General features: G+C 67.6%; 21 protein-coding genes and 1 pseudogene. 10 read left to right on the forward strand and 12 right to left on the reverse strand.

The genetic code is table 11. The annotated features are described in order from the left end of the window. From AB4Z37_RS11020 to AB4Z37_RS11040, 5 genes and pseudogenes are all read right to left on the reverse strand, one after another. Positions 1 to 270 (reverse strand): annotated as a pseudogene (locus tag AB4Z37_RS11020) (hypothetical protein); the annotation flags it as partial. 137 nt (positions 271 to 407) lie between these two features. Then, complete coding sequence (locus AB4Z37_RS11025) at positions 408 to 1382, reverse strand: FecR family protein (RefSeq protein WP_441516777.1); 975 nt, start codon at positions 1380 to 1382, stop codon at positions 408 to 410. Next, the gene (locus tag AB4Z37_RS11030; RefSeq protein ID WP_441516778.1) at positions 1382 to 1984 is read right to left on the reverse strand and encodes an RNA polymerase sigma factor; all 603 of its coding nucleotides are present in this window, start codon (positions 1982 to 1984) and stop codon (positions 1382 to 1384) included. The genes AB4Z37_RS11025 and AB4Z37_RS11030 overlap by 1 nt, the downstream gene beginning before the upstream one ends. Next, entirely contained in the window at positions 1981 to 2658 is a 678-nt protein-coding gene (locus AB4Z37_RS11035; RefSeq protein ID WP_441516779.1) for a hypothetical protein, read from the reverse strand. The genes AB4Z37_RS11030 and AB4Z37_RS11035 overlap by 4 nt, the downstream gene beginning before the upstream one ends. Positions 2659 to 2831: 173 nt before the next feature. After that, positions 2832 to 3899: a hypothetical protein gene (locus tag AB4Z37_RS11040; protein ID WP_441516780.1), complete on the reverse strand. Its 1068-nt coding sequence runs from the start codon at positions 3897 to 3899 to the stop codon at positions 2832 to 2834. 152 nt (positions 3900 to 4051) lie between these two features. On the opposite strand from AB4Z37_RS11040, the gene AB4Z37_RS11045 reads away from it, so the two are divergent. Then, on the forward strand, positions 4052 to 4231 hold the full coding sequence (locus AB4Z37_RS11045) for a hypothetical protein (protein WP_441516781.1): 180 nt from the start codon (positions 4052 to 4054) through the stop codon (positions 4229 to 4231). Here AB4Z37_RS11045 and AB4Z37_RS11050 read toward each other — a convergent pair. Next, entirely contained in the window at positions 4228 to 4926 is a 699-nt protein-coding gene (locus AB4Z37_RS11050; protein ID WP_441516782.1) for a GntR family transcriptional regulator, read from the reverse strand. The genes AB4Z37_RS11045 and AB4Z37_RS11050 overlap by 4 nt on opposite strands. A 129-nt stretch (positions 4927 to 5055) precedes the next feature. Here AB4Z37_RS11050 and AB4Z37_RS11055 point away from each other — a divergent pair, with 129 nt between their 5' ends. The 6 genes from AB4Z37_RS11055 to AB4Z37_RS11080 are packed head-to-tail and all read left to right on the forward strand — an operon-like array spanning position 5056 to position 10473. Beyond that, on the forward strand, positions 5056 to 5823 hold the full coding sequence (locus AB4Z37_RS11055; RefSeq protein ID WP_441516783.1) for an SDR family NAD(P)-dependent oxidoreductase: 768 nt from the start codon (positions 5056 to 5058) through the stop codon (positions 5821 to 5823). 46 nt (positions 5824 to 5869) lie between these two features. Further along, the gene (locus AB4Z37_RS11060) at positions 5870 to 7093 is read left to right on the forward strand and encodes an ABC transporter substrate-binding protein (protein WP_441516784.1); all 1224 of its coding nucleotides are present in this window, start codon (positions 5870 to 5872) and stop codon (positions 7091 to 7093) included. Between the two features lie 56 nt (positions 7094 to 7149). Continuing rightward, positions 7150 to 8052 carry a branched-chain amino acid ABC transporter permease gene (locus AB4Z37_RS11065; RefSeq protein ID WP_441516785.1) on the forward strand — a complete coding sequence of 301 codons (903 nt, stop codon included), beginning with the start codon at positions 7150 to 7152 and terminating at the stop codon, positions 8050 to 8052. A gap of 1 nt (position 8053) precedes the next feature. Next, the gene (locus tag AB4Z37_RS11070) at positions 8054 to 8980 is read left to right on the forward strand and encodes a branched-chain amino acid ABC transporter permease (protein ID WP_441516786.1); all 927 of its coding nucleotides are present in this window, start codon (positions 8054 to 8056) and stop codon (positions 8978 to 8980) included. Further along, positions 8973 to 9749, forward strand: a complete 777-nt coding sequence (locus AB4Z37_RS11075; RefSeq protein WP_441516787.1) for an ABC transporter ATP-binding protein — start codon at positions 8973 to 8975, stop codon at positions 9747 to 9749. Before AB4Z37_RS11070 ends, AB4Z37_RS11075 begins: the two co-directional genes overlap by 8 nt. Then, the gene (locus AB4Z37_RS11080) at positions 9742 to 10473 is read left to right on the forward strand and encodes an ABC transporter ATP-binding protein (protein ID WP_441516788.1); all 732 of its coding nucleotides are present in this window, start codon (positions 9742 to 9744) and stop codon (positions 10471 to 10473) included. Before AB4Z37_RS11075 ends, AB4Z37_RS11080 begins: the two co-directional genes overlap by 8 nt. A 31-nt stretch (positions 10474 to 10504) precedes the next feature. Here the strand turns inward: AB4Z37_RS11080 and AB4Z37_RS11085 are convergent, their stop codons facing one another. From AB4Z37_RS11085 to AB4Z37_RS11095, 3 genes are all read right to left on the reverse strand, one after another. Continuing rightward, on the reverse strand, positions 10505 to 10795 hold the full coding sequence (locus AB4Z37_RS11085; RefSeq protein ID WP_441516789.1) for an MFS transporter: 291 nt from the start codon (positions 10793 to 10795) through the stop codon (positions 10505 to 10507). Continuing rightward, complete coding sequence (locus tag AB4Z37_RS11090) at positions 10759 to 11712, reverse strand: MFS transporter (protein ID WP_441516790.1); 954 nt, start codon at positions 11710 to 11712, stop codon at positions 10759 to 10761. Before AB4Z37_RS11090 ends, AB4Z37_RS11085 begins: the two co-directional genes overlap by 37 nt. Before the next feature lie 265 nt (positions 11713 to 11977). Next, complete coding sequence (locus AB4Z37_RS11095) at positions 11978 to 13195, reverse strand: MFS transporter (protein ID WP_441516791.1); 1218 nt, start codon at positions 13193 to 13195, stop codon at positions 11978 to 11980. 691 nt (positions 13196 to 13886) lie between these two features. On the opposite strand from AB4Z37_RS11095, the gene AB4Z37_RS11100 reads away from it, so the two are divergent. Beyond that, a complete protein-coding gene (locus AB4Z37_RS11100) occupies positions 13887 to 14366 on the forward strand; it encodes a PaaI family thioesterase (protein WP_441516792.1) in 480 nt (159 codons plus the stop codon). A gap of 15 nt (positions 14367 to 14381) precedes the next feature. Here the strand turns inward: AB4Z37_RS11100 and AB4Z37_RS11105 are convergent, their stop codons facing one another. Both AB4Z37_RS11105 and AB4Z37_RS11110 read right to left on the reverse strand, forming a co-directional pair. Next, positions 14382 to 15371, reverse strand: coding sequence for a Bug family tripartite tricarboxylate transporter substrate binding protein (locus AB4Z37_RS11105; protein WP_441516793.1), 990 nt, complete (start codon positions 15369 to 15371; stop codon positions 14382 to 14384). Positions 15372 to 15407: 36 nt separating this feature from the next. Next, positions 15408 to 15839 (reverse strand): YybH family protein, encoded by a 432-nt coding sequence (locus AB4Z37_RS11110; protein WP_441516794.1) that lies wholly within the window; start codon positions 15837 to 15839, stop codon positions 15408 to 15410. A gap of 134 nt (positions 15840 to 15973) precedes the next feature. Here AB4Z37_RS11110 and AB4Z37_RS11115 point away from each other — a divergent pair, with 134 nt between their 5' ends. Both AB4Z37_RS11115 and AB4Z37_RS11120 read left to right on the forward strand, forming a co-directional pair. Beyond that, positions 15974 to 16864 carry a LysR family transcriptional regulator gene (locus AB4Z37_RS11115; RefSeq protein ID WP_441516795.1) on the forward strand — a complete coding sequence of 297 codons (891 nt, stop codon included), beginning with the start codon at positions 15974 to 15976 and terminating at the stop codon, positions 16862 to 16864. A 113-nt stretch (positions 16865 to 16977) separates the two neighbouring features. Then, on the forward strand, positions 16978 to 17478 hold the full coding sequence (locus AB4Z37_RS11120; protein ID WP_441516796.1) for a peptide deformylase: 501 nt from the start codon (positions 16978 to 16980) through the stop codon (positions 17476 to 17478). Between the two features lie 25 nt (positions 17479 to 17503). Here AB4Z37_RS11120 and AB4Z37_RS11125 read toward each other — a convergent pair whose 3' ends face one another. Continuing rightward, entirely contained in the window at positions 17504 to 18286 is a 783-nt protein-coding gene (locus tag AB4Z37_RS11125; RefSeq protein WP_441516797.1) for a copper chaperone, read from the reverse strand. Positions 18287 to 18359 lie beyond the last annotated feature (73 nt).

An 18359-nucleotide genomic window follows, 5' to 3' on the forward strand; every position in this document is an offset into this window, starting at 1 on the left:
GGCCTGCGTCGCCTGCATGGCCTGGATCGCCTGGGTCGCCCGCATCAGCGCACTCGAGCCGTTGGCCGCCGCGGCCGCCGCCTGCTGAGCCGCCGCGCTCGCGGCATCCGACGCATAGCTCGGCGCCGCGATCGTCGGCGCGCTGCCGAACTGGGCAGCGCCGGCCGGATGCGCCACGAGCAGCGCCAATGCACTCACACCGGCGAGCAAAACGTGGCGCGACACCAGGCACGCGGAGCGAGGCAGGCAAAAATTCATCTGGGACGGCATGGGGTTCTCGATGTCAGGACGCGCCTGAGCACCGGTCGCATCCGGTGGGATGCGCGGCGCTCACCCCCAGACGACGGCTGTGCGGCCAATCTGAACAAGATTTTTGTGAAAGTTCTGCGTCACGCCCGTCGTGGCGGTCAGCTCAGCAGCACGACCCCGCCCGGCAGTGCGCGGGACCGCGCCCCGACCGCCTGCCCGATCCAGCCGAGCGCCTCGTCGATCCGGCTGATCTGGAAACGACCGTTGACCGGCTTCGCCGCGAGCGCGGCACTGAGCAGGATGACACGGCCGTGGCGGTAGCGGTTGATCTCCGCCACGACATCCGACAGCGGCGTGAAACGGAAGATCAGCACGCCGTTCTGCCACGCCGCCGCTTCCACCGGATCAATGGGGAGTGCCTCACCAAGCCCCGCGGCATCGTAACGGATCTGACGCCCCGCACCGATGGTTGCCGTCTGCGCGCGGCGCTCGACCCGGACGCTGCCTTCGAGACAGTTGACGCAGACCGCGTCACCGGTCCGGCGCACGTCGAACCGGGCGCGGCTCGCCACCGCCCGACCGTCGCCGGCCTCGACCACCAGCAGCCGCGCCGTCTCCGGCGAGGTCGCGAACGCGGCTTCGCCAGCCAGCAGCCGCACCTGGTTGTCGCCGTCCACCGCCGGACCCAGCGCGATACTGCTCTGGGTGTTGAGCTGAACGGAGACATGATCGGCGAGCGCGATCCGGCGCTGCTCGCCGGTCGCGGTACGATAGTCGGCCGCAAGCTCACCGATCGACGGCCACAGAGCCAATGGCGGCCGGACCCCGACATAGGCGACGGCCGCGGTCGCCGCGATGGCTCCCGCGCCGCCAAGCACGAGACGCCGGCTGACCGGCCGCGTCATCCGCTGCGGGCTCGTCGCCTGCGCCGCGCGCAACGCCGCGCCGGCCGGGCCGAGTGCTTTCCAGCGCGCCGTCGCCGCCGCATAGGCCTCCGCATGATAAGGGCTCTGCGCGATCCAGCGCCGCAGCGCCTCGGCATCGGCGACCGTCGCCTCCCCCGAGACGAGCTGGGTCACCCAGCAGTGCGCCTCGCGCTCCAGCAGATCGGAATTGGTACCCAGCTCCTGCATCATGTCTCGTGACCCGACCGCACCGGAGGTGTCGTTCCCCCGGCAGTCCCCTCCTGCTCTGAAGACGTTTCCCGGCGTGGCGAAGTGAAGCCGATTTTTGCGTGTCTCAGCCGCGCGGCACAATAATCCTGTGCCGCCTGCAACTCCCGCTGCACCAGCCGCACCGAAATGGCGAAACGCGCGGCGATCTCGACGCGCGACAGGCCGTCGAGCCGCGCCGCCAGCAAAATCTCGCGCTGGCGGGCCGGCAGATCGGCCATAATGTCCCTGAGCACCGTGATGTCGGACCGCGCCTCGACAGCGCGCATCGCGTCGGGCGCATCGTCGGCGACATTGAGCAGCACATCGACCTCGGACGTCGTCAGCCGCCGCCGGTCCGCACGCTGATGGTCGCGCGCGATGTTGAACGCGATGCGAAACAGGAACGCATCCTCGTTACGCACGGTGGCGAGGCTTTCAGCGCGCTGCAACCGCAGCCAGGTGTCCTGCAATGCATCGCCTGCCGCATCCGCCGACCCCAGGCGGCGGGCCAGCCGCGCCTTGAGATCGTCGTAGCGCAACAGCAGCAGACGCTGCAGGGCGGCGAGCGTCGTTTCCGTCATCGCAGCCCCCGCGGCGGATCGGTCGCACGATCAGGCGCGCAATCGCGCGCGGCTGCCTGAGGCTCAATGACCAGGACGACCGGCTGAGCGAAGCCGGCGGGTGGCGGTGCCCCCACGGCAAGACCATAGACCGCCTGGCTGATCGCATCGTCGCGCACGGCGTCACCGGTGGTGCTGAGCAGATCCGCACGGCTGACGGCGCCGGACGGTCCGATCCAGAAGCTGACGGCGACACGGTAGGATCCGGGCTGCAGCCGCCGGTCGGCGCAGAACGCCCGCTTCAAGCCGAGCTGCAGTTGCCCATAGTACCGGGCGACGGCGCCTGGCGGCGCAGTGTTGACCGGCGAGCCCTCACCCAACGGATTCGGCTCCAGCAGGAAGGCATCCGCTGCCACATAGTGTGGCGAAAGGCCCGTGCCCTGGAGCAATCCTTCCAACGCCTGTTCCGGCGTCAGCAACCCCCGGATCATCATCGAGCTGCGACCGCTCGCGAGGCGGCCATTGTAGACCACCTGCCGCCCGGTCACGACACTGTAACTCTCGAGCGCCTCGGTCAGCGTTTGCGAGGGGATATCAAAATGGAGGCGGCCTTGCCCGCCCTGCCGGTAGTCATCGGCAGCCGCCGCTTCGATCAACAGCAGCGCACCGGCGACACAGGGCAGCCACCGCGCCATCGCGCGGTCCGCCGGCCAGGACCGTCTCCGGCCGGCCTGCTGGTCCACTGTCCCACCCATCGCCGCAGCAGCAGCCCCATTCACGCAACGAGGCGCGCCTATACGATGGCCGGATGACAGTTATGTGAACGCCCCTGTCCCGCAGCGAAAGCAACGACGAAGGACCGCGGCCGTCAGAAGGATTTCACCAGCGAGAACATCTTGCGGCAATCGCTGCCGTCACCGATGCCGCAGGTGTAGGACGCCGTCACCTTGACCGAGCGCCACGGCCGCGCTTCCACGCCGACGCCGAAACGCGAGAAAGTGTTGCTGGTGTTTGGCAGCTCGACGAACAGATGATCGACATACCACGGCGAAATGCCGAGCTTGTCGTTGAGAAATTCCTTGATGATGCTCTTCAGCACCAGTTCGTTGGCGATGTGATGCAGCGCGTTGGGCGACAGCGACATCTGACCGTCGGGCCCGCCGACCACGACACCGAACTCGTCGATATGGATGTTGCAGCGAAGCGGCGACAGCGCAAGATGCAGCGCACTGAAGTCGAGCGTCGCCGACGCACCGTCGCGCCAGGTGATCTCGCGGAAGCCGCGGCCGCTGGTTGCCAGGAACGACAGATCGATGGCGTCGGGCGAACCGGTGTTCTTGCCTTCGATGAAGGTCTGGCCGTTGGCCCGGCGCGCGTCCTCCACCGCCGCAGTGAGCCGACGGTAGGCGCGCGGGCTGAAGGTAATGCCGTCGAGCGTGGTGGCGCCGACCTCGAACATGGTGTCGATGTGATCGCCGATCGTGATGCCGAGCGCCGCCAGCCGCCTGGCGATGGTGAGGTAGACCTCATTGTGCAGGTAGCTCGGCGGCCCTTCGATGGCTTCGCGCCATCTGCCCCAGGATTCGGGGGCGATGTAGACGCGGCAGAGGCCCTGCCGCTCGGGCGGATCGCTGGCGATGTCGAGATGCAGGTAGTTGTAGACGCCGCGCTGGCTGAAGCCGAGGCTCGTGATCCCCGCCTCGCGCCAGGGATCATGGTTCGGCAGCCCGACATCGTTGGCCCCGAACTTGCGGTTGCGCACCGCCATGGTCAGCAGCTTGTCCTGATCCGGATCCTGGCATGTGAACTCGAAGCCTTCAGGCTCCCAGAATTGCTTGCCAACCTTGTATTTGAGACCTTCGAGCGGCAGCCCGGCCTCGCGCAGCTTCAACCGCAGCTTGTTGACGCCGACAACGTTATCGGAACCGGTTCCCATGGACGATCTCCATATCGTCCACCCGTCACGACGCTAGCGCGGCAGTCGGGCCGCGACAACCATTGTTTGCCGTGCCGTTGTGGCGGCGGCGGCGGTACGCCGCGGCATCGACCTGACGGGGGCAGGTTCACGTCAACGGTGATACCGCCGTCGTGGTGGGGCTCGAGTCATTCGCGGGCAAACGGCTCAACGGCGACGCCGTGGAAGGAAAGGCGATCGGCACCCGTGGCTACGAGCGCAAGGACGGTCAATGGCTGGTGGTGTTTCATCAGGCGACGCCGATACGCCAGGCCCGAGACGGGATGATCGTTCTTCGGCGTTTCCAGCCTTAGATCCGCTCCACCAGTTGCACCGTCCCCGCTTCGACACCCGGCGATGCTTCGAGCTTCCTGAGCAGCACCAGCCAGGCGAAGTAGATGTGCTCCTGCATCAGGTCCTCTGCGCGCTGCGCGTCGCGCCGGACGATGGCATCGAGGATGCGGTGGTGGTCGTCGTGCGAGCGCGCGATGACCTGGTAGTCTTCCCAGATGAAGACGCGGTCGGACGCCATCGGCACGTTATGGCATTGCCGCACGAAATCGCCGACGAAACGGTTGCCGCAGGTGGCGATAATGGTCTCGTGGAAATCGACGTTCATGCGCCGGTAGGGCGCGAGATCATCGGGATCGAGCGTCCGCTTCGACAGGATGCGGTCACCCTCGGCGATGCAATCCCGCAGCCGGACGATGACATCGGGCGGCGCCCCGACGGTCGCGACAAGGCCGCAGGCCAGCGCCTCCAGCCGCGCCCGGACCTTGAACGCGGCGCCGATCTCGGCGGCGGAAAAGCCGCGCACCGCATAGCCGCGGTTAGGCTCGTAGATCAGCAGGCCTTCTTTCGCGAGCTGCGCCAGCGCTTCACGCAGCGGCGTGCGCGAGACCCCGAGCGCCTCCGACAGCGGTGTCTGCTGCAGCCGCGCCCCCGGGGACACCTCTCCGGAGAGGATACGCTCGCGCAGCAATTCGGCGACGTCCGACGCGCTGGTCACGATTCCCGGGGCTCCCTCGCAAATCCCATTATTGGATAAAATATTGGGTGCGCCATTGCAACAATATTGACTTTTTGCGGCTTTGACCGTTTGATTTTATCCAATCAAGCCTTTTGGGGGAGCAGACGCGTGGACGGGACGGAGCGGCGTGCCGCCGTGGTGACGGGCGGCAGCGGAGGAATCGGGGCCGCAATCTGCAAAACCCTGGCAGCGGACGGCTTGCGCCTCGCTGTGCTCGATCGCAGCCGAGCACCGGTCGAATCGCTGGTCAGCCAGTTGCCTGGCCATGGTCATCTCGCCCTCGCTGCCGACATCTCCAGCGAAGCCGCTGTCCGCCAGGCGTTCGACGCGGCACAGGCCGCGCTCGGCGAGATTGCGGTGCTGGTCACGGCCGCGGGCATCCTGATGCTGCAGCCGGATGGCTCGCGCCACCTCGTCGCCGAGACGCCTGTCGCCGAATGGCAGACCACCCAGGACGTCAACGCCACCGGCACCTTCCTGTGCTGCCGCGAATTTGCAAGCCGTCTGCCGCAGCGGCTCGATGGCGGGCGCATCGTCACGCTGTCGTCGGTCGCGGCGCAACTCGGCGGCTATCGCTCGAGCGCCGCCTACATCGCCAGCAAATCCGCCGTGCTCGGCTTCACCAAGGTGCTGGCGCGCGAGCTCGCGCCGCGCGCGGTGACGGTGAACGCGGTGGCGCCCGGACTGATCGACGCGCCGATGCTGCGGCTGTCGCTCGATCCCGCTGATGACGCCAATGCGTCGGCGCAGATCCCGCTCGGCCGCCTCGGCACCCCCGAGGATGTCGCCGCGGCGGTGCGCTTCCTGGTCTCGCCGGGAGCGTCCTACATCACCGGCGCCACCATTGACGTCAATGGCGGTTACCGGATGCAATGACGACAGCGACAACAACAACGACAACGACACAACGGGAGGATCGACGATGACAAGCGCAAGGCGCGACGTGCTCAGGGGATGGGCTGCCGCCGGAATTCTCGCCCTGCTCGGCTGGCCGGCGGCCAGCCATGCCCAGGAGGTCGGCCTGACCGACACCACCATCAAGATCGGCATGTTCGCGCCGCTGTCGGGGCCGAACATGGCCTATGGCTTCGACGTCGCCAACGCGGCGCGCATGTACTACGACAAGATCAACAAGGACGGCGGCATCCATGGCCGCAAGATCGAGGTCGTGCTGGAAGACGACCGCTGCAACGCCAACGATCTCGTCGCCGCGGTGAAGAAGCTGGTCGAGCAGGACCAGGTGTTCATGCTCAACGGCGGCTCATGCTCGGCCGCGGTGGTCGCCGCCAAGGACTATGTGGTGCGGACCAAGGTGCCGCTGGTGATGCTGAACGCCTCCGGCGACGGCGCGCTCTACCCGCCGACCGACTACATCTTCGGCGCCTACTCGATCTCGCAATACGCGGTCGGCGGCTCGATCGTCGACTTCGCAGCCAAAACCTTCGGCGCGAAGAAGATCGCCTACATCAACCATGACGACGCCTACGGCGCCTGGAACCTGGAAGGCTCCAGGGCGGATGCCGCCGCCAGCAAGGTCGATCTCGCGGTGGAATCGATCAGCCCGTCGATCACCGACGTCACCGCGCCGTTCATCAAGCTGCGTGCCACCAATCCGGATGCGATCGCCATCGTCGCCTATGCCCGTCCCGCGGCACTGCTGATCAAGAAGGCCTACGAGCTCGGCTTCAACAAGCCGATCATCCTGTCGGTCAACGGCACCGCGAATCTGTCCCAGCTCGCCGAGAATGTCGGCGGCAAGGACGCGTTGAAGAACCTCTATGTGCAGGATGTGCTCGCCGACCTGCCGGGCGGGCCGAAGATCAAGTGGGTCTACGACATGTACAAGGCGGCCTATCCCGACCTCGCCGCCAAGCCCGACCACCCTCAGGCGTACATGCCCTACGGCATTCCGCCGGCCATGAGCATCGTCAAGGCGCTGCAGGATGCCGGCCCCCAGCCGACCCGTGAGAAGGTGCTCGCCGCGCTCAAGACCCAGCACCTCGACACCGGGGTGATGGCCGGCCCGATCGCATTCGGTCCGAACGAGCGCGCCGCCAACAAGTCGACCATCTTCATCAAGTTCGACGGCACCAGCCAGGTGCTGCAGCCCGGCATCTTCACCAGCCGCTGGCAGTACAAGGGCTGACCGCCCGCCGCGGGGCCCCTCGCCCCGCGGCCTTTTCTCCCTCGAAAGCGCATCACATGGATGTCGAGCTCGTCCTTCTCTTCCTGCAACAGGGCGTGGCCTCCGGCCTCGTCGTCGGCAGCGTCTATGCGCTGCTGGCGCTGGCCATCGTCATCATCTTCAAGACATCGGAAGTACCAAATTTCGCCCAGGGCGAGATCCTGATGGCGGCCGGCTATGTGGCACTCTACCTGTTCGTGTTCCGGATGATGCCGGCGGTCGTCGCAATCCCGATGACCATCGTGCTCGCGTTCGTCGGCGCGGCGCTGTTCCGGCGCGTCGTGCTGACGAAAGTTGCCAGCGCCAGCGGCAGCCCGATCAACCTCGTCATCGCAACCCTCGGCTTGTCCTATGTGCTCAAGGGCCTCGTCCGCCAGACTGGCTTTGGCGACACGCCGCGGTCGTTCCCTGCGCTGGTGTCCACCGACTCGCTGATGATCGGCCAGGCCAGCGTGACCCGCCTCGACCTCGCCATCCTCGGCACCGCCGTCGTGGTGATGGCAGCGGTCTTCTGGATGTTCGGCTACACCAGGCTCGGCCGCGCCATGCGCGCGGTCGGCATGAACCCGAAGGCGGCGCAGCTCGTCGGCGTCAACCTCAACCGCATCCATGTCATCGTCTGGGGCCTGTCGGGCGCGATTTCCGCGGTCGCCGCGCTGCTGATCGCGCCGAAACTGCTGATGACGGCCGACATGGGATCGATCGTCACGCTGGGCTTTGCGGCGGCGATTGTCGGCGGCTTCGCCAGCCTGCCCGGCGCCGTGGTCGGCGGCTTTCTTATCGGCATCGCCGAGAACCTGGTCGGCCTGTTCATCTCCTCGCGCGCCATCGTGGTCGCGCCGTTCGTCGCCATCATGCTGGTGCTGATTCTGCGCCCGCAGGGCCTGTTCGGCGGCCGCGTCACCATCAAGAAGGTCTGACATGCGCGCCCTCGGCCTGATCATTGCCGCCACCGCCCTCGTGGTCCTGCCATTCGTCGCGACCGGCTATGTCATCTATCTCGCCAACCTGCTCCTGACGTTCACGGTGCTATGCCTCGGCATGCATATCGTGGTTGGCGAAGCCGGCCAGTTCTCGCTGGCGCAGGCCGCGTTCTACGGCATCGGCATCTACACCAGCGGTCTCGCCGGCCAGATTTTCGGCTGGCCGTTTCCGCTGTCGATCCTCGCCTCCGGCCTTGTCGCCGGCCTCGTCGGGTTGTGCATCGGCACCATCGCGCTACGCATGCGCGACATCTATCTCGCGCTCGCGACCTTCGCCTTCGGCGAGGCGATGCAGTGGGTGTTCCTGTCGTGGACACCGGTGACCGGCGGCCCCAACGGCCTGCGCATCCCGCCTGCCACCTTATTCGGTATCGAGATCGTCTCCGACAAGCAGGCCTATCCGATCGTGGTCGCCATTGCCGTGCTGATGATCGCCTTGACGCTGGTGATCGCGCGCTCGCGCCTCGGCCGCGCCTTCCGCGCGGTGCGGGAATCGGAGATCGCCGCACTCGCCATGGGCGTGCCGGTGAAAGCCACCAAGCTCGCGGCGTTCGCGCTGTCGGCGTTCTTCGCCGGCGTCGCCGGGGCGATGTTCGCTGTTTACTCGACCTACATCCATCCCGACAGCCTCGGCTTCCAGACCACCATCCTGGTATTGACCATGGTGGTGGTCGGCGGGCTCGGCTCGCTCGGTGGCGCGGTCGGCGGCGCCATCGTGTTCGGCCTGATGTCGGAGCTGCTGCGCCAGGCGCCGTCCTACCAGGAGATCATCTACGGGCTGATCCTGATCGTGTTCATGATGTTCGCGCCGCGCGGCCTGTTCGCCTTCCTCGGCGACAATCTGAAGAGGTTCGCCCGTGCCTGATGCCCTGCTCCAGGTCGAGAATGTCACGGTGCGGTTTGGCGGCCTCGTCGCCGTTAACGACCTCAGCCTGTCGGTCGCGCCCGGTACCATCCATGCGCTGATCGGCCCTAACGGCGCCGGCAAGTCGACCACCTTCAACTGCATTTCGCGGTTCTACCAGCCGACGTCGGGGCGCGTCATCTTCGACGGCGAGGACATCACCCGCGCCCCGGCCTCGACCATGGCTGGCCGCGGCATTGCCCGTTCGTTCCAGAACCTCGAGTTGTTCAACGAGCTCACCGTCGAGGAGAACATCCTGATCGGCGCCCATGTCCATGGCGACGGCGTGCATGGCGGTCGATCGCTGCGCAGCTGGCTGCAGGCGAAACCACCTGCGGTGATGCGCGACATCGGCGCTATCATCGAGCGCACTGGCCTTGCGCCCTATCGCGACCACAAGGCGCGCAACCTCGACTTCGGCCATCAGAAGCTGCTGGAGCTGGCGCGCGCCTTGGCGATCCGCCCGCGTCTCCTGCTGCTCGACGAGCCGGCGGCGGGCCTGCGCAACCGCGAGATCTCCACCCTCGACCGCCTGCTCACCGACCTCGTCCGCCAGGACGGCCTCACCATCCTGATCGTCGAGCACGTCATGCAACTGGTGATGTCGATTTCCGACCGTGTCACCGTGCTCAACTTCGGCACCAGGATCGCCGAGGGCACGCCCGACGACATCCGCAACGACCCGGCGGTGATTGAAGCCTATCTCGGCAAGGAGGCCGCCCATGTCTGACCTCCGGACGTCTGGCCTCCTGCTCGAGCTCGATGGCGTCTGCGCCGCTTACGGCCGCATCCAGGCGCTGTCCGGCGTCAGCCTGAAGATGGCGGCGGGCTCGATCGTGGCGCTGCTCGGCGGCAACGGCGCCGGCAAGACCACGACGCTCAACACCATTTCGCGGCTCGTGCCGCTGACCAGCGGAACCATCCGTTTCGAGGGCCAGCCGATCGACCGCCTCGCCTCGCACCAGGTCGTGAAGGCCGGCATCTCCCAGGTGCCCGAGGGCCGCGAGGTGTTCCGCGACATGAGCGTTCGCGAGAACCTCGACATGGGCGCCTATGGCCGCAGCGATGCGAGCGGCGTGCGCGCCGACATCGAGCGCGCCTTCGGCTACTTCCCGGTGCTGAAGGAACGTTTGAAGCAGAAAGCCGGCACGCTGTCCGGCGGCGAGCAGCAGATGCTGCTGATCGCCCGCGCGCTGATGGCGCGGCCGCGCCTGCTGCTGCTCGACGAGCCGTCGCTCGGGCTGTCGCCGGTGCTGGTGCAGAAGATCTTCGACATCATTGCCCGCCTGCACGCCGACGGCCTCAGCATCCTGCTGGTCGAGCAGAACGCGGCTGTCGCCCTCGCCGCCTCACAGTATGCGTACATCCTGGAGAACGGCGAGATCGTGCTGGAAGGCGCCTCCGAAGCGCTGCGCCAGGACGATTCCGTCCGGCGCACCTATCTCGGCAGCTGACGGAGCGCCTCGTCCACCTCCGCGGCCCACCTCACGCCGGCTGCAATTGCTCTGGCCGGCGCACCGGCCCGGTCGGGAAAGTCAGCGCGATCGCCACCGCACCGAGCCCGACCGCGAACGAGCCGATATACAGCCAGCTGTAGCTGCCGGAGTGGTCGAAGATCCAGCCGCCGACCGCAGGCCCGAGCGCCATGCCGAGGCTCGACACCATCGCAGCCGCGCCGAACACCGTGCCCATGATCGCCGGGCTGAAGGCGTCGCGCGCCAGCACCGCATAGAGCGGCATCACGCCGCCATAGGCCATGCCGAACACGATCGCCACCGCATAGAAGTCGGCGAGATGGCCGGCGAACAGATAGGCGCCCGCCGCGAACGCCCCACCAGCAGCCCGCCGACCAGCGCCGGCTTGGCGCCGAAGCGGTCGCCGAGCAAGCCGAACAGCAGCCGGCCACCCAGTCCGGCGAGGCCTTCGACGCTGTAGATGGTCACGGCGGCGAGCGGCGGCAGGCCGCAGGTGATGGCATAGCTCACGGTGTGGAAGATCGGCCCTGAATGGGTGGCGCAGCAGGCGAAGAACGTCGCCGCCAGCACAATGAACTGCGGCGAGCGCAGCGCGTCGCGCGGGCTCGGTCCGGTGCCCGGGCCTGCGATCGGCATATCCTGCGCCGTGACCACCGCCAGCGGCTGGCGCACCAGCAAGGTCGCCGGCAGCAGCAGAGCCCAGGCCGCGATGCCGATGATGAGCTGCGCGGTGCGCCAGTCGGTGGTCGAGACCAGCCAGCTCGCGAACGGCGAGATTGTCATGGGCGCGACGCCCATGCCGGCCGACACCAGCGACACCGCAAGACTGCGATGGCTGTCGAACCACGCCGTCGTCAGCGCGATCATCGGCGCGAACAGGCTGCCGGCGGCGATGCCGAGCACCACGCCATAGGCGAGCTGGAATTCGATCAGGCTGCTCGCACGGCTCGCCAGCACCAGGCCGAGGCCGAGCAGCACGGAGCCGCACAGCACCACGATCCGCGTGCCATAGCGGTCGCTGACCATGCCCCAGCCGAAGGCGGCAACCCCCATGGTGAGAAAATCCAGCGTCATCGCGCTGGAGATGCCGGCACGCGACCAACCGGTCGCCGCCGCGATCGGCTGCAGGAACACCGCTAGCGAGAACAATGCCCCGATGCCGACACAGCTCATCAGCGCACCGGCCGCGACGATCACCCATCCATATTGCCACTTCATTCCGCAATCTCCCTCGATGCCCCTGCACCGCAGCATCTTGTCGATCGGCAAGGAGCGGCTTCGACAGTCCCTCGTGTTTTTTTAAAGGACCATGGGCCGCGCGGCGATCGACCGGCGCCTGCCGCCCTTCAGCGCCGCCACGCGCCCCGCCGCCGGGGATTATTTCAGAGGTTCGTTACCGACGAAAATGCCCAATGCTGCGCGGCCAGCGCGCGGCTGCACGTCACCGCGTGCATGAGGCCCGCAAATACCGCGGTGAGCTCACTCACATCGCCGTTTTTGCGTTATGCGCTTTCAGCACGCGGCCGAGCAGCAGTGCCGCAACGACCGCCAGCACGGCCGCGACAGCGACGGGAACGACGGCCGCCGCCCAGCCGCGGCTCTCGATCAGGCTGCCGACCACCACCGGGCCGGCCATCTGGCCGAGATTGCTGCCTTGCATCAGCAGCCCGGCCACCACCGGCACCAGCGCCGCCGTCGGCGCCAGCAGCGGCACGGACGACAGCAATGTGGCGGGAATGACGCCGCCGACCGTGGAGAACACGACGCACAGCACAAAGACGGCCGTGTCGGGCAGCGCCGGCAGGAAGATGCCGAGCGCGCTCACGCCCATGATGCAGCCGGCGGCCGCGATCAGCGCGGCGCGGTTCACGCCCCGCGCCAGCAGCATACCGGCCGCGAGATTGCCGATGATGTTCACGGCGGTCGCCAGCGCGCTGAGCAGTCCGGCGGTGCCGTAGCCGACATGCATGCGCTGCATCAGCAGCACCGGCAGGAAGCCGAACAGCGCAAAGAACATCAGCGCGTAGAGCGCAAAGCACACCGCGAGCAGCAGCGGCCCGGGCGCGCGCAGCGTCGCCAGCACATCCCCGGCCAGTCGCCGCCAGGAAGGCGCCGCGGTTCGCGTGGCGGGCGGCACGACGACCGACACGGCGATCACAGCGAGCACCGCGAACACGGCGCCACTGCCCCAGACCGCCCGCCAGTTGCCGAGCAGCGGGCCAGCCAGCATCGCGATGGCCATGCCCGTCGGCATGAAGCTGCTCCACAGCGCAAACACCACGTCGCGCCGTGCCGGATCGGCGATGCGCTGGAGAACCGACGGCGCAGACACCGTAATCAGCAGGTAACCGAAGCCTTCGAGCAAGCGCGCGGCAAACAGCACGCGGTACGATGGTGCGCTTGCGCCGATGGCTGCGCCAAACGCGATGGCCAGCAGGCCAAACAGCAGAATCCGTCGATCGCCGGTCCCTGCAACCACCGCGCCGGCCGGGATGCCGCCGACCAGCCCGAGCAGCGCGAAGATGCCCGTGAGCCAACCGAGCTGGCCGAAATCGAGGCCGAGATCGGCATGCAGCATCGGCACCGCGATCATCGCCTTGCCGATCTGCAGCGATGATACGATGCCGCAGCCGACCACCACCGCCACCGCGCTCCAGCGCGTCGTACCGACAACAGGCCCCCCGTCGTTCACGCGCAGCATCGCACCGCCTCGCGCCGAGGAGCAGCCTCATCAGGCCCCAGGCAACTCGTCATCATCGCACCCCTGCTGCGTTCGCGGTTCCGCCGCGGGTCAGATGCCAGTTTCCGCCTGATGATGGAAGTAGGGCCGGCAGCGGCCTGGACGAGAATATCCCGGACGACCTCACCGGAGGCGCATTGCTGCTCAGCCGCAGGCGCATTCCGCATTGACCTCGGCAGTATCGGGATGCGCCGCCGTCAGACCGGCGCAGTCGTCGGCTCCGGGATCGGCACCGCTGTCATGGGCATCTCCAACGTCTGGACGAGGTGCTCGCTGTCCCGACGAGACGGCGGAGGTGAATGTGACATGGCGTCGAGGCTGGCGACCTTCCTTGTTGACCACCAAGTCTCTGCGACGCGAACCCGATGCTGGAACTGAGCGACATCCCGCGATGGATCAAGACGCGAGATCATAGATCCAAGCATCTGATATCTAATTATTTTCAGATCTCAGGTCCACGCCTGGGCGTAATCAGTCACGGCCTGCGTCAGGACGGAACGACCTGCGCGATCTCGCCGCCATCGCCTGCCGCTCCGCCGCACGCCGCGGCTGCGCGCGCGGTCATCTCACGGTGACGGCGTCCGAATCCGGCGAGCCCCATTACGGGACGGCCGCTACCCTTCGGACATCAATCCGGCGCACGGAGGCGACGATGGACAAGGAACCGGCGGAGAGCTACGGCACCGTGGCTGCGGAGGCGCGCCGCCGCCTCGGCGGGCTCGCCTTCGTGCAGGGCCTCGCCAACGGCACATTGCCGCTCAACACATTGGCCCGCACGCTCGGCTATGCCATCACCGACGCCGCGCATGGCCGCGTCAGCGTCACCCTGACGCCGGACGAGGGCCATCTCAATCCGGCGGGCACCGTGCATGGCGGCATCGCCGCGACACTGCTCGACAGCTGCATGGGGCTCGCGATCTGGTCGACGCTCGATGCAGGCCTTGGCCAGACCACCCTCGAATTCAAGATCTCGTTGCTGCGGTCGATCACGGTCGAGACCGGCGTCATTCGCGCCGAAGGGACGGTGCTGAACCGCGGCCGCCGCATCGGCACGGCGGAGGGCCGCCTCACCGACCGCGATGGCCGCCTGCTCGCCCATGGCACAACCACGTGCCTGGTGTTCGAAGCCTGAGACGCGACAACAATCCTAGTCGAGCCGAAGGCCGGCCTCGCGGATCACCGCGCCCCAGCGCCGGTGGCCCTCGTCGATCATGGCGCGGAATGCGTCGCGCGAGCCGGTGAGCGGGCGAAAGCTCAGCTTGGCGACCTGTTCCTGGACGTCAGGCCTTGTCATGATCGTGCCGGCGGCGCGATTGAGCGCGGCGAGGATATCCTCCGGCGTTCCCGCGCGGGCCACGAGCCCGATCCAGGCCTCCGCTTGGGCGCCCGGGAAACCGGCCTCCGCAAGGGTTTGCACCTCCGGCAGATCAGGTTCGCGCACGGAACCGGTCACGGCCAGCGCCCTCACCGCGCCGACCTTCACCTGCGGCACGATCAGGGGCGGTGCATCGACGAACAGCTGGACATCGCCGCGCATCACGCCGGTCAGCCCTTCCGGGCCGGAGCGAAACGGCACGAACGTCGCGTCGAGCCCGGCGGTACGCACCAGGAGCCGCGTCACCACATCGGGCGGCGAACCGTTGCCCGCAGTGCCGACCGTCACTCCACCGGAACGGGATTTCGCATAGGCGACGAACTCCGCAAATGTCGTGGCAGGCACCGACGGATGGACGGCGACTGCGAGCGCACCGATCACCAGAGGTGCGATCGGCGCGACGTCATGCTGCGGATCATAGGGCAGCTTGCTGAACAGGTAGCTGTTGAAGACGAGCTGCGACATCGAGGCGATGGCGAGCATCGAACCATCGGCGCCGCCGGACATGAGCGCCTGCATCGCGATGATCCCGCCGGCGCCGGGCCTGTTCTCGACCACGACCGGCTGCGCCATGACGATCGACAGCTTGTCGCCGATCACCCGGGCCACCAGATCCGGGACACTGCCGGGGCCGCCACCGACGACAAGATGAAAAGGCCGTGCCGGCAGCGGCTCCGCACGACTGCCGGCGCCGCACAGCGTCAAGGCAGCCATCCCCGATGCATGTTGCAACAGCCGCCGCCTCGTCACCCCCTTCGTCATGGTTGCCCTCCTCTGCGACGTTCAGCGCCGGATGTGTCAGGATGGGTCCGCGCGCACATTGGTGTTGTGGCCCGCAAGGATCCGCGCGCCGTGACAGCCTCCCGCGACCGGACATTCGACCAGCCAGCTGAAGAGACCCTGCCGCGGACGACGCGGCGTCCCGTCAGGATCGCGGTCGCCATCGATCGCCCAGCGCAGGTGGACCAGCACGAGCCTCTCACCGACCAGCCGCTCGGTCCATTGCATGTTGCGCCAGACGCTGTCGCGCATCTGCAGGCGGTGGATATCGGCATGGAACTGCCTGAACGCCTCCACCCCCTTGAGCCAGACGCCCGCGACCGTCACGAAATCGACCTGCGCGTGCACCAGGCGGGCCAGCGCGTCGCTGTCATGGCGATTCCAAGCCGCGGCCCAATCCGCTGTCATCGCCGATGCGACCGGCGTATCCGTCAGAACATCCGGCGACATCCGCTCGTCCCCAACGCTTTCGTTCTCAGGGCTTTCGTTCTCAAGGCTGCGATTGCCAAAATCGTGCGCCGCCGCGATGATGCGGTCAAATCGCCAAATGTTCTCAGATCATGCATTCTTGATATGATCTCGCCATGAACTTGAAACGCCTGCAGGCCTTTCACGCCGTATACTCCACCGGTTCGGTCACCGAGGCCGGCCGCCGGCTGCATCTGTCGCAGCCGGCAGTCAGCCGCCTGATCGCCGACCTCGAGCACGAACTGGGGCTCGCGCTGTTCGTGCGGCAGCGGCAGCGCCTCGTCGTCACCAGCGAGGGCCGGGCCTTCTTCCGCGAGGCCGAGCGCGCCCTCGCCGCGGTCAACCAGATCGCCGATATCGCCCGCGACATCCGCACGCTGCAGGGCGCCCATCTGCGCGTGGTGGCGCCGATGATCGTCGCATTCGGCCTGATGCCGGAGGCGATCAGGGCGTTCGCCCGCGAGCACCCGAAGGCACGCGTCTCGCTGGAGGTCAGGCATATGGACGAGATCGCCGACTGGGTGACTTCAGGCCCGTTCGATGCCGGCATCACCGTGATGCCGTTCGACGATGCGCGCGTGACCTGTGAGCGCCTCGCAACCCTGCGCTGCCTGCTGGCTCTGCCGCGGGACCACCGGCTGGCGCGCAAACCCCATGTCCGGCTGCATGATCTTGCCGGCGAGCGGATGATCCTGCCGCCGCCCGGCAACCGCAATCGTGACCGCTATGCCGCCGCATTGGCATCGGTCGGTGTCCCCTACGACGGATCGATCGACACGCCGTCGGCGCTGTCGGCGTGCCAGCTCGTCGCCGCCGGCCTCGGGCTCGCCATCGTCGACCCGTTCACGGCACGCGCGGCATCCGGCATCGTCGTCCGCCCGCTGCGCCCGGCCATCGAGCTGACATTCGGCCTGTTCTTTCCGGCCAACCGCCCACGCTCGGTGATGGTCCGGTCGTTCGCCCGGGCCGCCCAGTCGGTGGCCAAGTCGGCTTCACGCACGCGGTGACAGCACCGCGGGATGGCCGAGGCTGCCGGCCATCTGCTAAGACCCAGCCATGCATCCAAACAAACATGCATCCGAGCAAGCATGTGTCCAGGCAAGACGGAGCTGTTGAAACCATGCCGGCCCTGCCGATCGTCCGCTACCCCGATCCGCGGCTGAACACGATGGCCGCGCCGGTCGAGGTGTTCAATGCATCGCTGCGCGCCCTTGCCGCCGACCTCGCCGATACCATGCGCGAGGCGCCGGCGATCGGCATCACCGCGCCGCATGTCGGCGTCCTGCAGCGCCTCGTCCTGCTGCGGCTGACACCGGAGGAGACGCCGCACGCTTACGTCAATCCGAGCATCGTGTGGGCATCGGATGAGCGGCTGCGCCACACCGAGGGCAGCGTCTCGCTGCCCGGCGTCACCGAGGAGGTCGAGCGCCACGCCCGCGTCCGCATCAGCTACCGGGATCTCGACGGCAACGAGCAGACCGAGGACGCCGACGGCTTCCGCGCGGTCTGTCATCAGCACGAGATCGATCAGCTCGACGGCGTCTTCTGGATCCAGCGCCTGTCGCGCCTCAAGCGCGACAGGCTGCTCAAGCGCTATGCCAGGGTGGCGCGCACCTCTTAAGTGCCGCGTTAAGTGCCGCGGCCACTCACCCTGCTCCGGCCATCATCAGCCAGCCGCCGGCGGCGATCGCCACCGCGCCGACGATACGCGCGGCATGCATGCCGCCCGGCGCCAGCCGCTCCATGCCGATCGCCATCGTCACCAACGCCATCGCGACGAGGTCCATGCCGCCGGTGACGACAAGGATCGCGACCGCGCCGGCGCAGCTCACGAGGCAGTGGCGGCCAAGACGCAGGCCGCTGCGGAACGCGGCACCGTGCTGCTGCAACACGGCGCCATCGCATCCCGCCGCCTCGCGGCAGCGGTCGAGATGACGGAGCTTCCACACCGAGAACTGCACCACACCGGCCAGCACCACGACGAGGCCGACGACCACGGGGCCATCACGCCCAGGCGCCGGCAGCGCCGCCCCGATCGCGGCCACTGCGACGGCGAGCGGCAATACCACCACACCAACCGCGCACCACACCAGGAAATAGCCGAGCCCGGCCAGCAGCACCTCGCGGTCGGGAGACGTCCCGCCGGCCCGGCTGATCGCCACACGCATGTGCCACAGCGCGGGCAACAACGATGGCAACATCATCGCGATCATCATCACGCTCCACATGCCAATGAAAGACGCCGCGGCGGCGGGCCAGGACTGCCCGGGCATGGGCGTCCAGCCCAGCGCCATGGTCCAGCCGCACGGCCGCATGGCAATGCCCGCCGCCGCCATGGCCCGGCAGCCGAGAACCGTCGCCGCAAGACTGCCGGCGAACAGCAGTGCCGAGACGGCAAAGAACACCTGCCGGGATACCTGTTCAGGCATGGTGGTCTCTCCGCATGCTCCGGGGCGCCGCCAGTCCGCGTCCTGTCGATGGACGCGGACTGGTGGATCGATG

It is taken from the genome of Bradyrhizobium sp. 2TAF24 (genome assembly GCF_052115025.1).
Classification (GTDB): domain Bacteria; phylum Pseudomonadota; class Alphaproteobacteria; order Rhizobiales; family Xanthobacteraceae; genus Bradyrhizobium_A.

Bases quoted from the DNA above. Each gene is read 5' to 3' on its own strand.
- AB4Z37_RS11080 (WP_441516788.1), top strand. From the start codon at position 9,742: ATGTCTGACCTCCGGACGTCTGGCCTCCTGCTCGAGCTCGATGGCGTC.
- AB4Z37_RS11065 (WP_441516785.1), top strand. From the start codon at position 7,150: ATGGATGTCGAGCTCGTCCTTCTCTTCCTGCAACAGGGCGTGGCCTCC.
- AB4Z37_RS11035 (WP_441516779.1), bottom strand. From the start codon at position 2,658: ATGGCGCGGTGGCTGCCCTGTGTCGCCGGTGCGCTGCTGTTGATCGAA.
- AB4Z37_RS11120 (WP_441516796.1), top strand. From the start codon at position 16,978: ATGCCGGCCCTGCCGATCGTCCGCTACCCCGATCCGCGGCTGAACACG.
- AB4Z37_RS11030 (WP_441516778.1), bottom strand. From the start codon at position 1,984: ATGACGGAAACGACGCTCGCCGCCCTGCAGCGTCTGCTGCTGTTGCGC.
- AB4Z37_RS11025 (WP_441516777.1), bottom strand. From the start codon at position 1,382: ATGCAGGAGCTGGGTACCAATTCCGATCTGCTGGAGCGCGAGGCGCAC.
- AB4Z37_RS11060 (WP_441516784.1), top strand. From the start codon at position 5,870: ATGACAAGCGCAAGGCGCGACGTGCTCAGGGGATGGGCTGCCGCCGGA.
- AB4Z37_RS11125 (WP_441516797.1), bottom strand. From the start codon at position 18,286: ATGCCTGAACAGGTATCCCGGCAGGTGTTCTTTGCCGTCTCGGCACTG.
- AB4Z37_RS11090 (WP_441516790.1), bottom strand. From the start codon at position 11,712: ATGAAGTGGCAATATGGATGGGTGATCGTCGCGGCCGGTGCGCTGATG.
- AB4Z37_RS11115 (WP_441516795.1), top strand. From the start codon at position 15,974: ATGAACTTGAAACGCCTGCAGGCCTTTCACGCCGTATACTCCACCGGT.
- AB4Z37_RS11095 (WP_441516791.1), bottom strand. From the start codon at position 13,195: ATGCTGCGCGTGAACGACGGGGGGCCTGTTGTCGGTACGACGCGCTGG.
- AB4Z37_RS11110 (WP_441516794.1), bottom strand. From the start codon at position 15,839: ATGTCGCCGGATGTTCTGACGGATACGCCGGTCGCATCGGCGATGACA.
- AB4Z37_RS11100 (WP_441516792.1), top strand. From the start codon at position 13,887: ATGGACAAGGAACCGGCGGAGAGCTACGGCACCGTGGCTGCGGAGGCG.
- AB4Z37_RS11040 (WP_441516780.1), bottom strand. From the start codon at position 3,899: ATGGGAACCGGTTCCGATAACGTTGTCGGCGTCAACAAGCTGCGGTTG.
- AB4Z37_RS11070 (WP_441516786.1), top strand. From the start codon at position 8,054: ATGCGCGCCCTCGGCCTGATCATTGCCGCCACCGCCCTCGTGGTCCTG.
- AB4Z37_RS11105 (WP_441516793.1), bottom strand. From the start codon at position 15,371: ATGACGAAGGGGGTGACGAGGCGGCGGCTGTTGCAACATGCATCGGGG.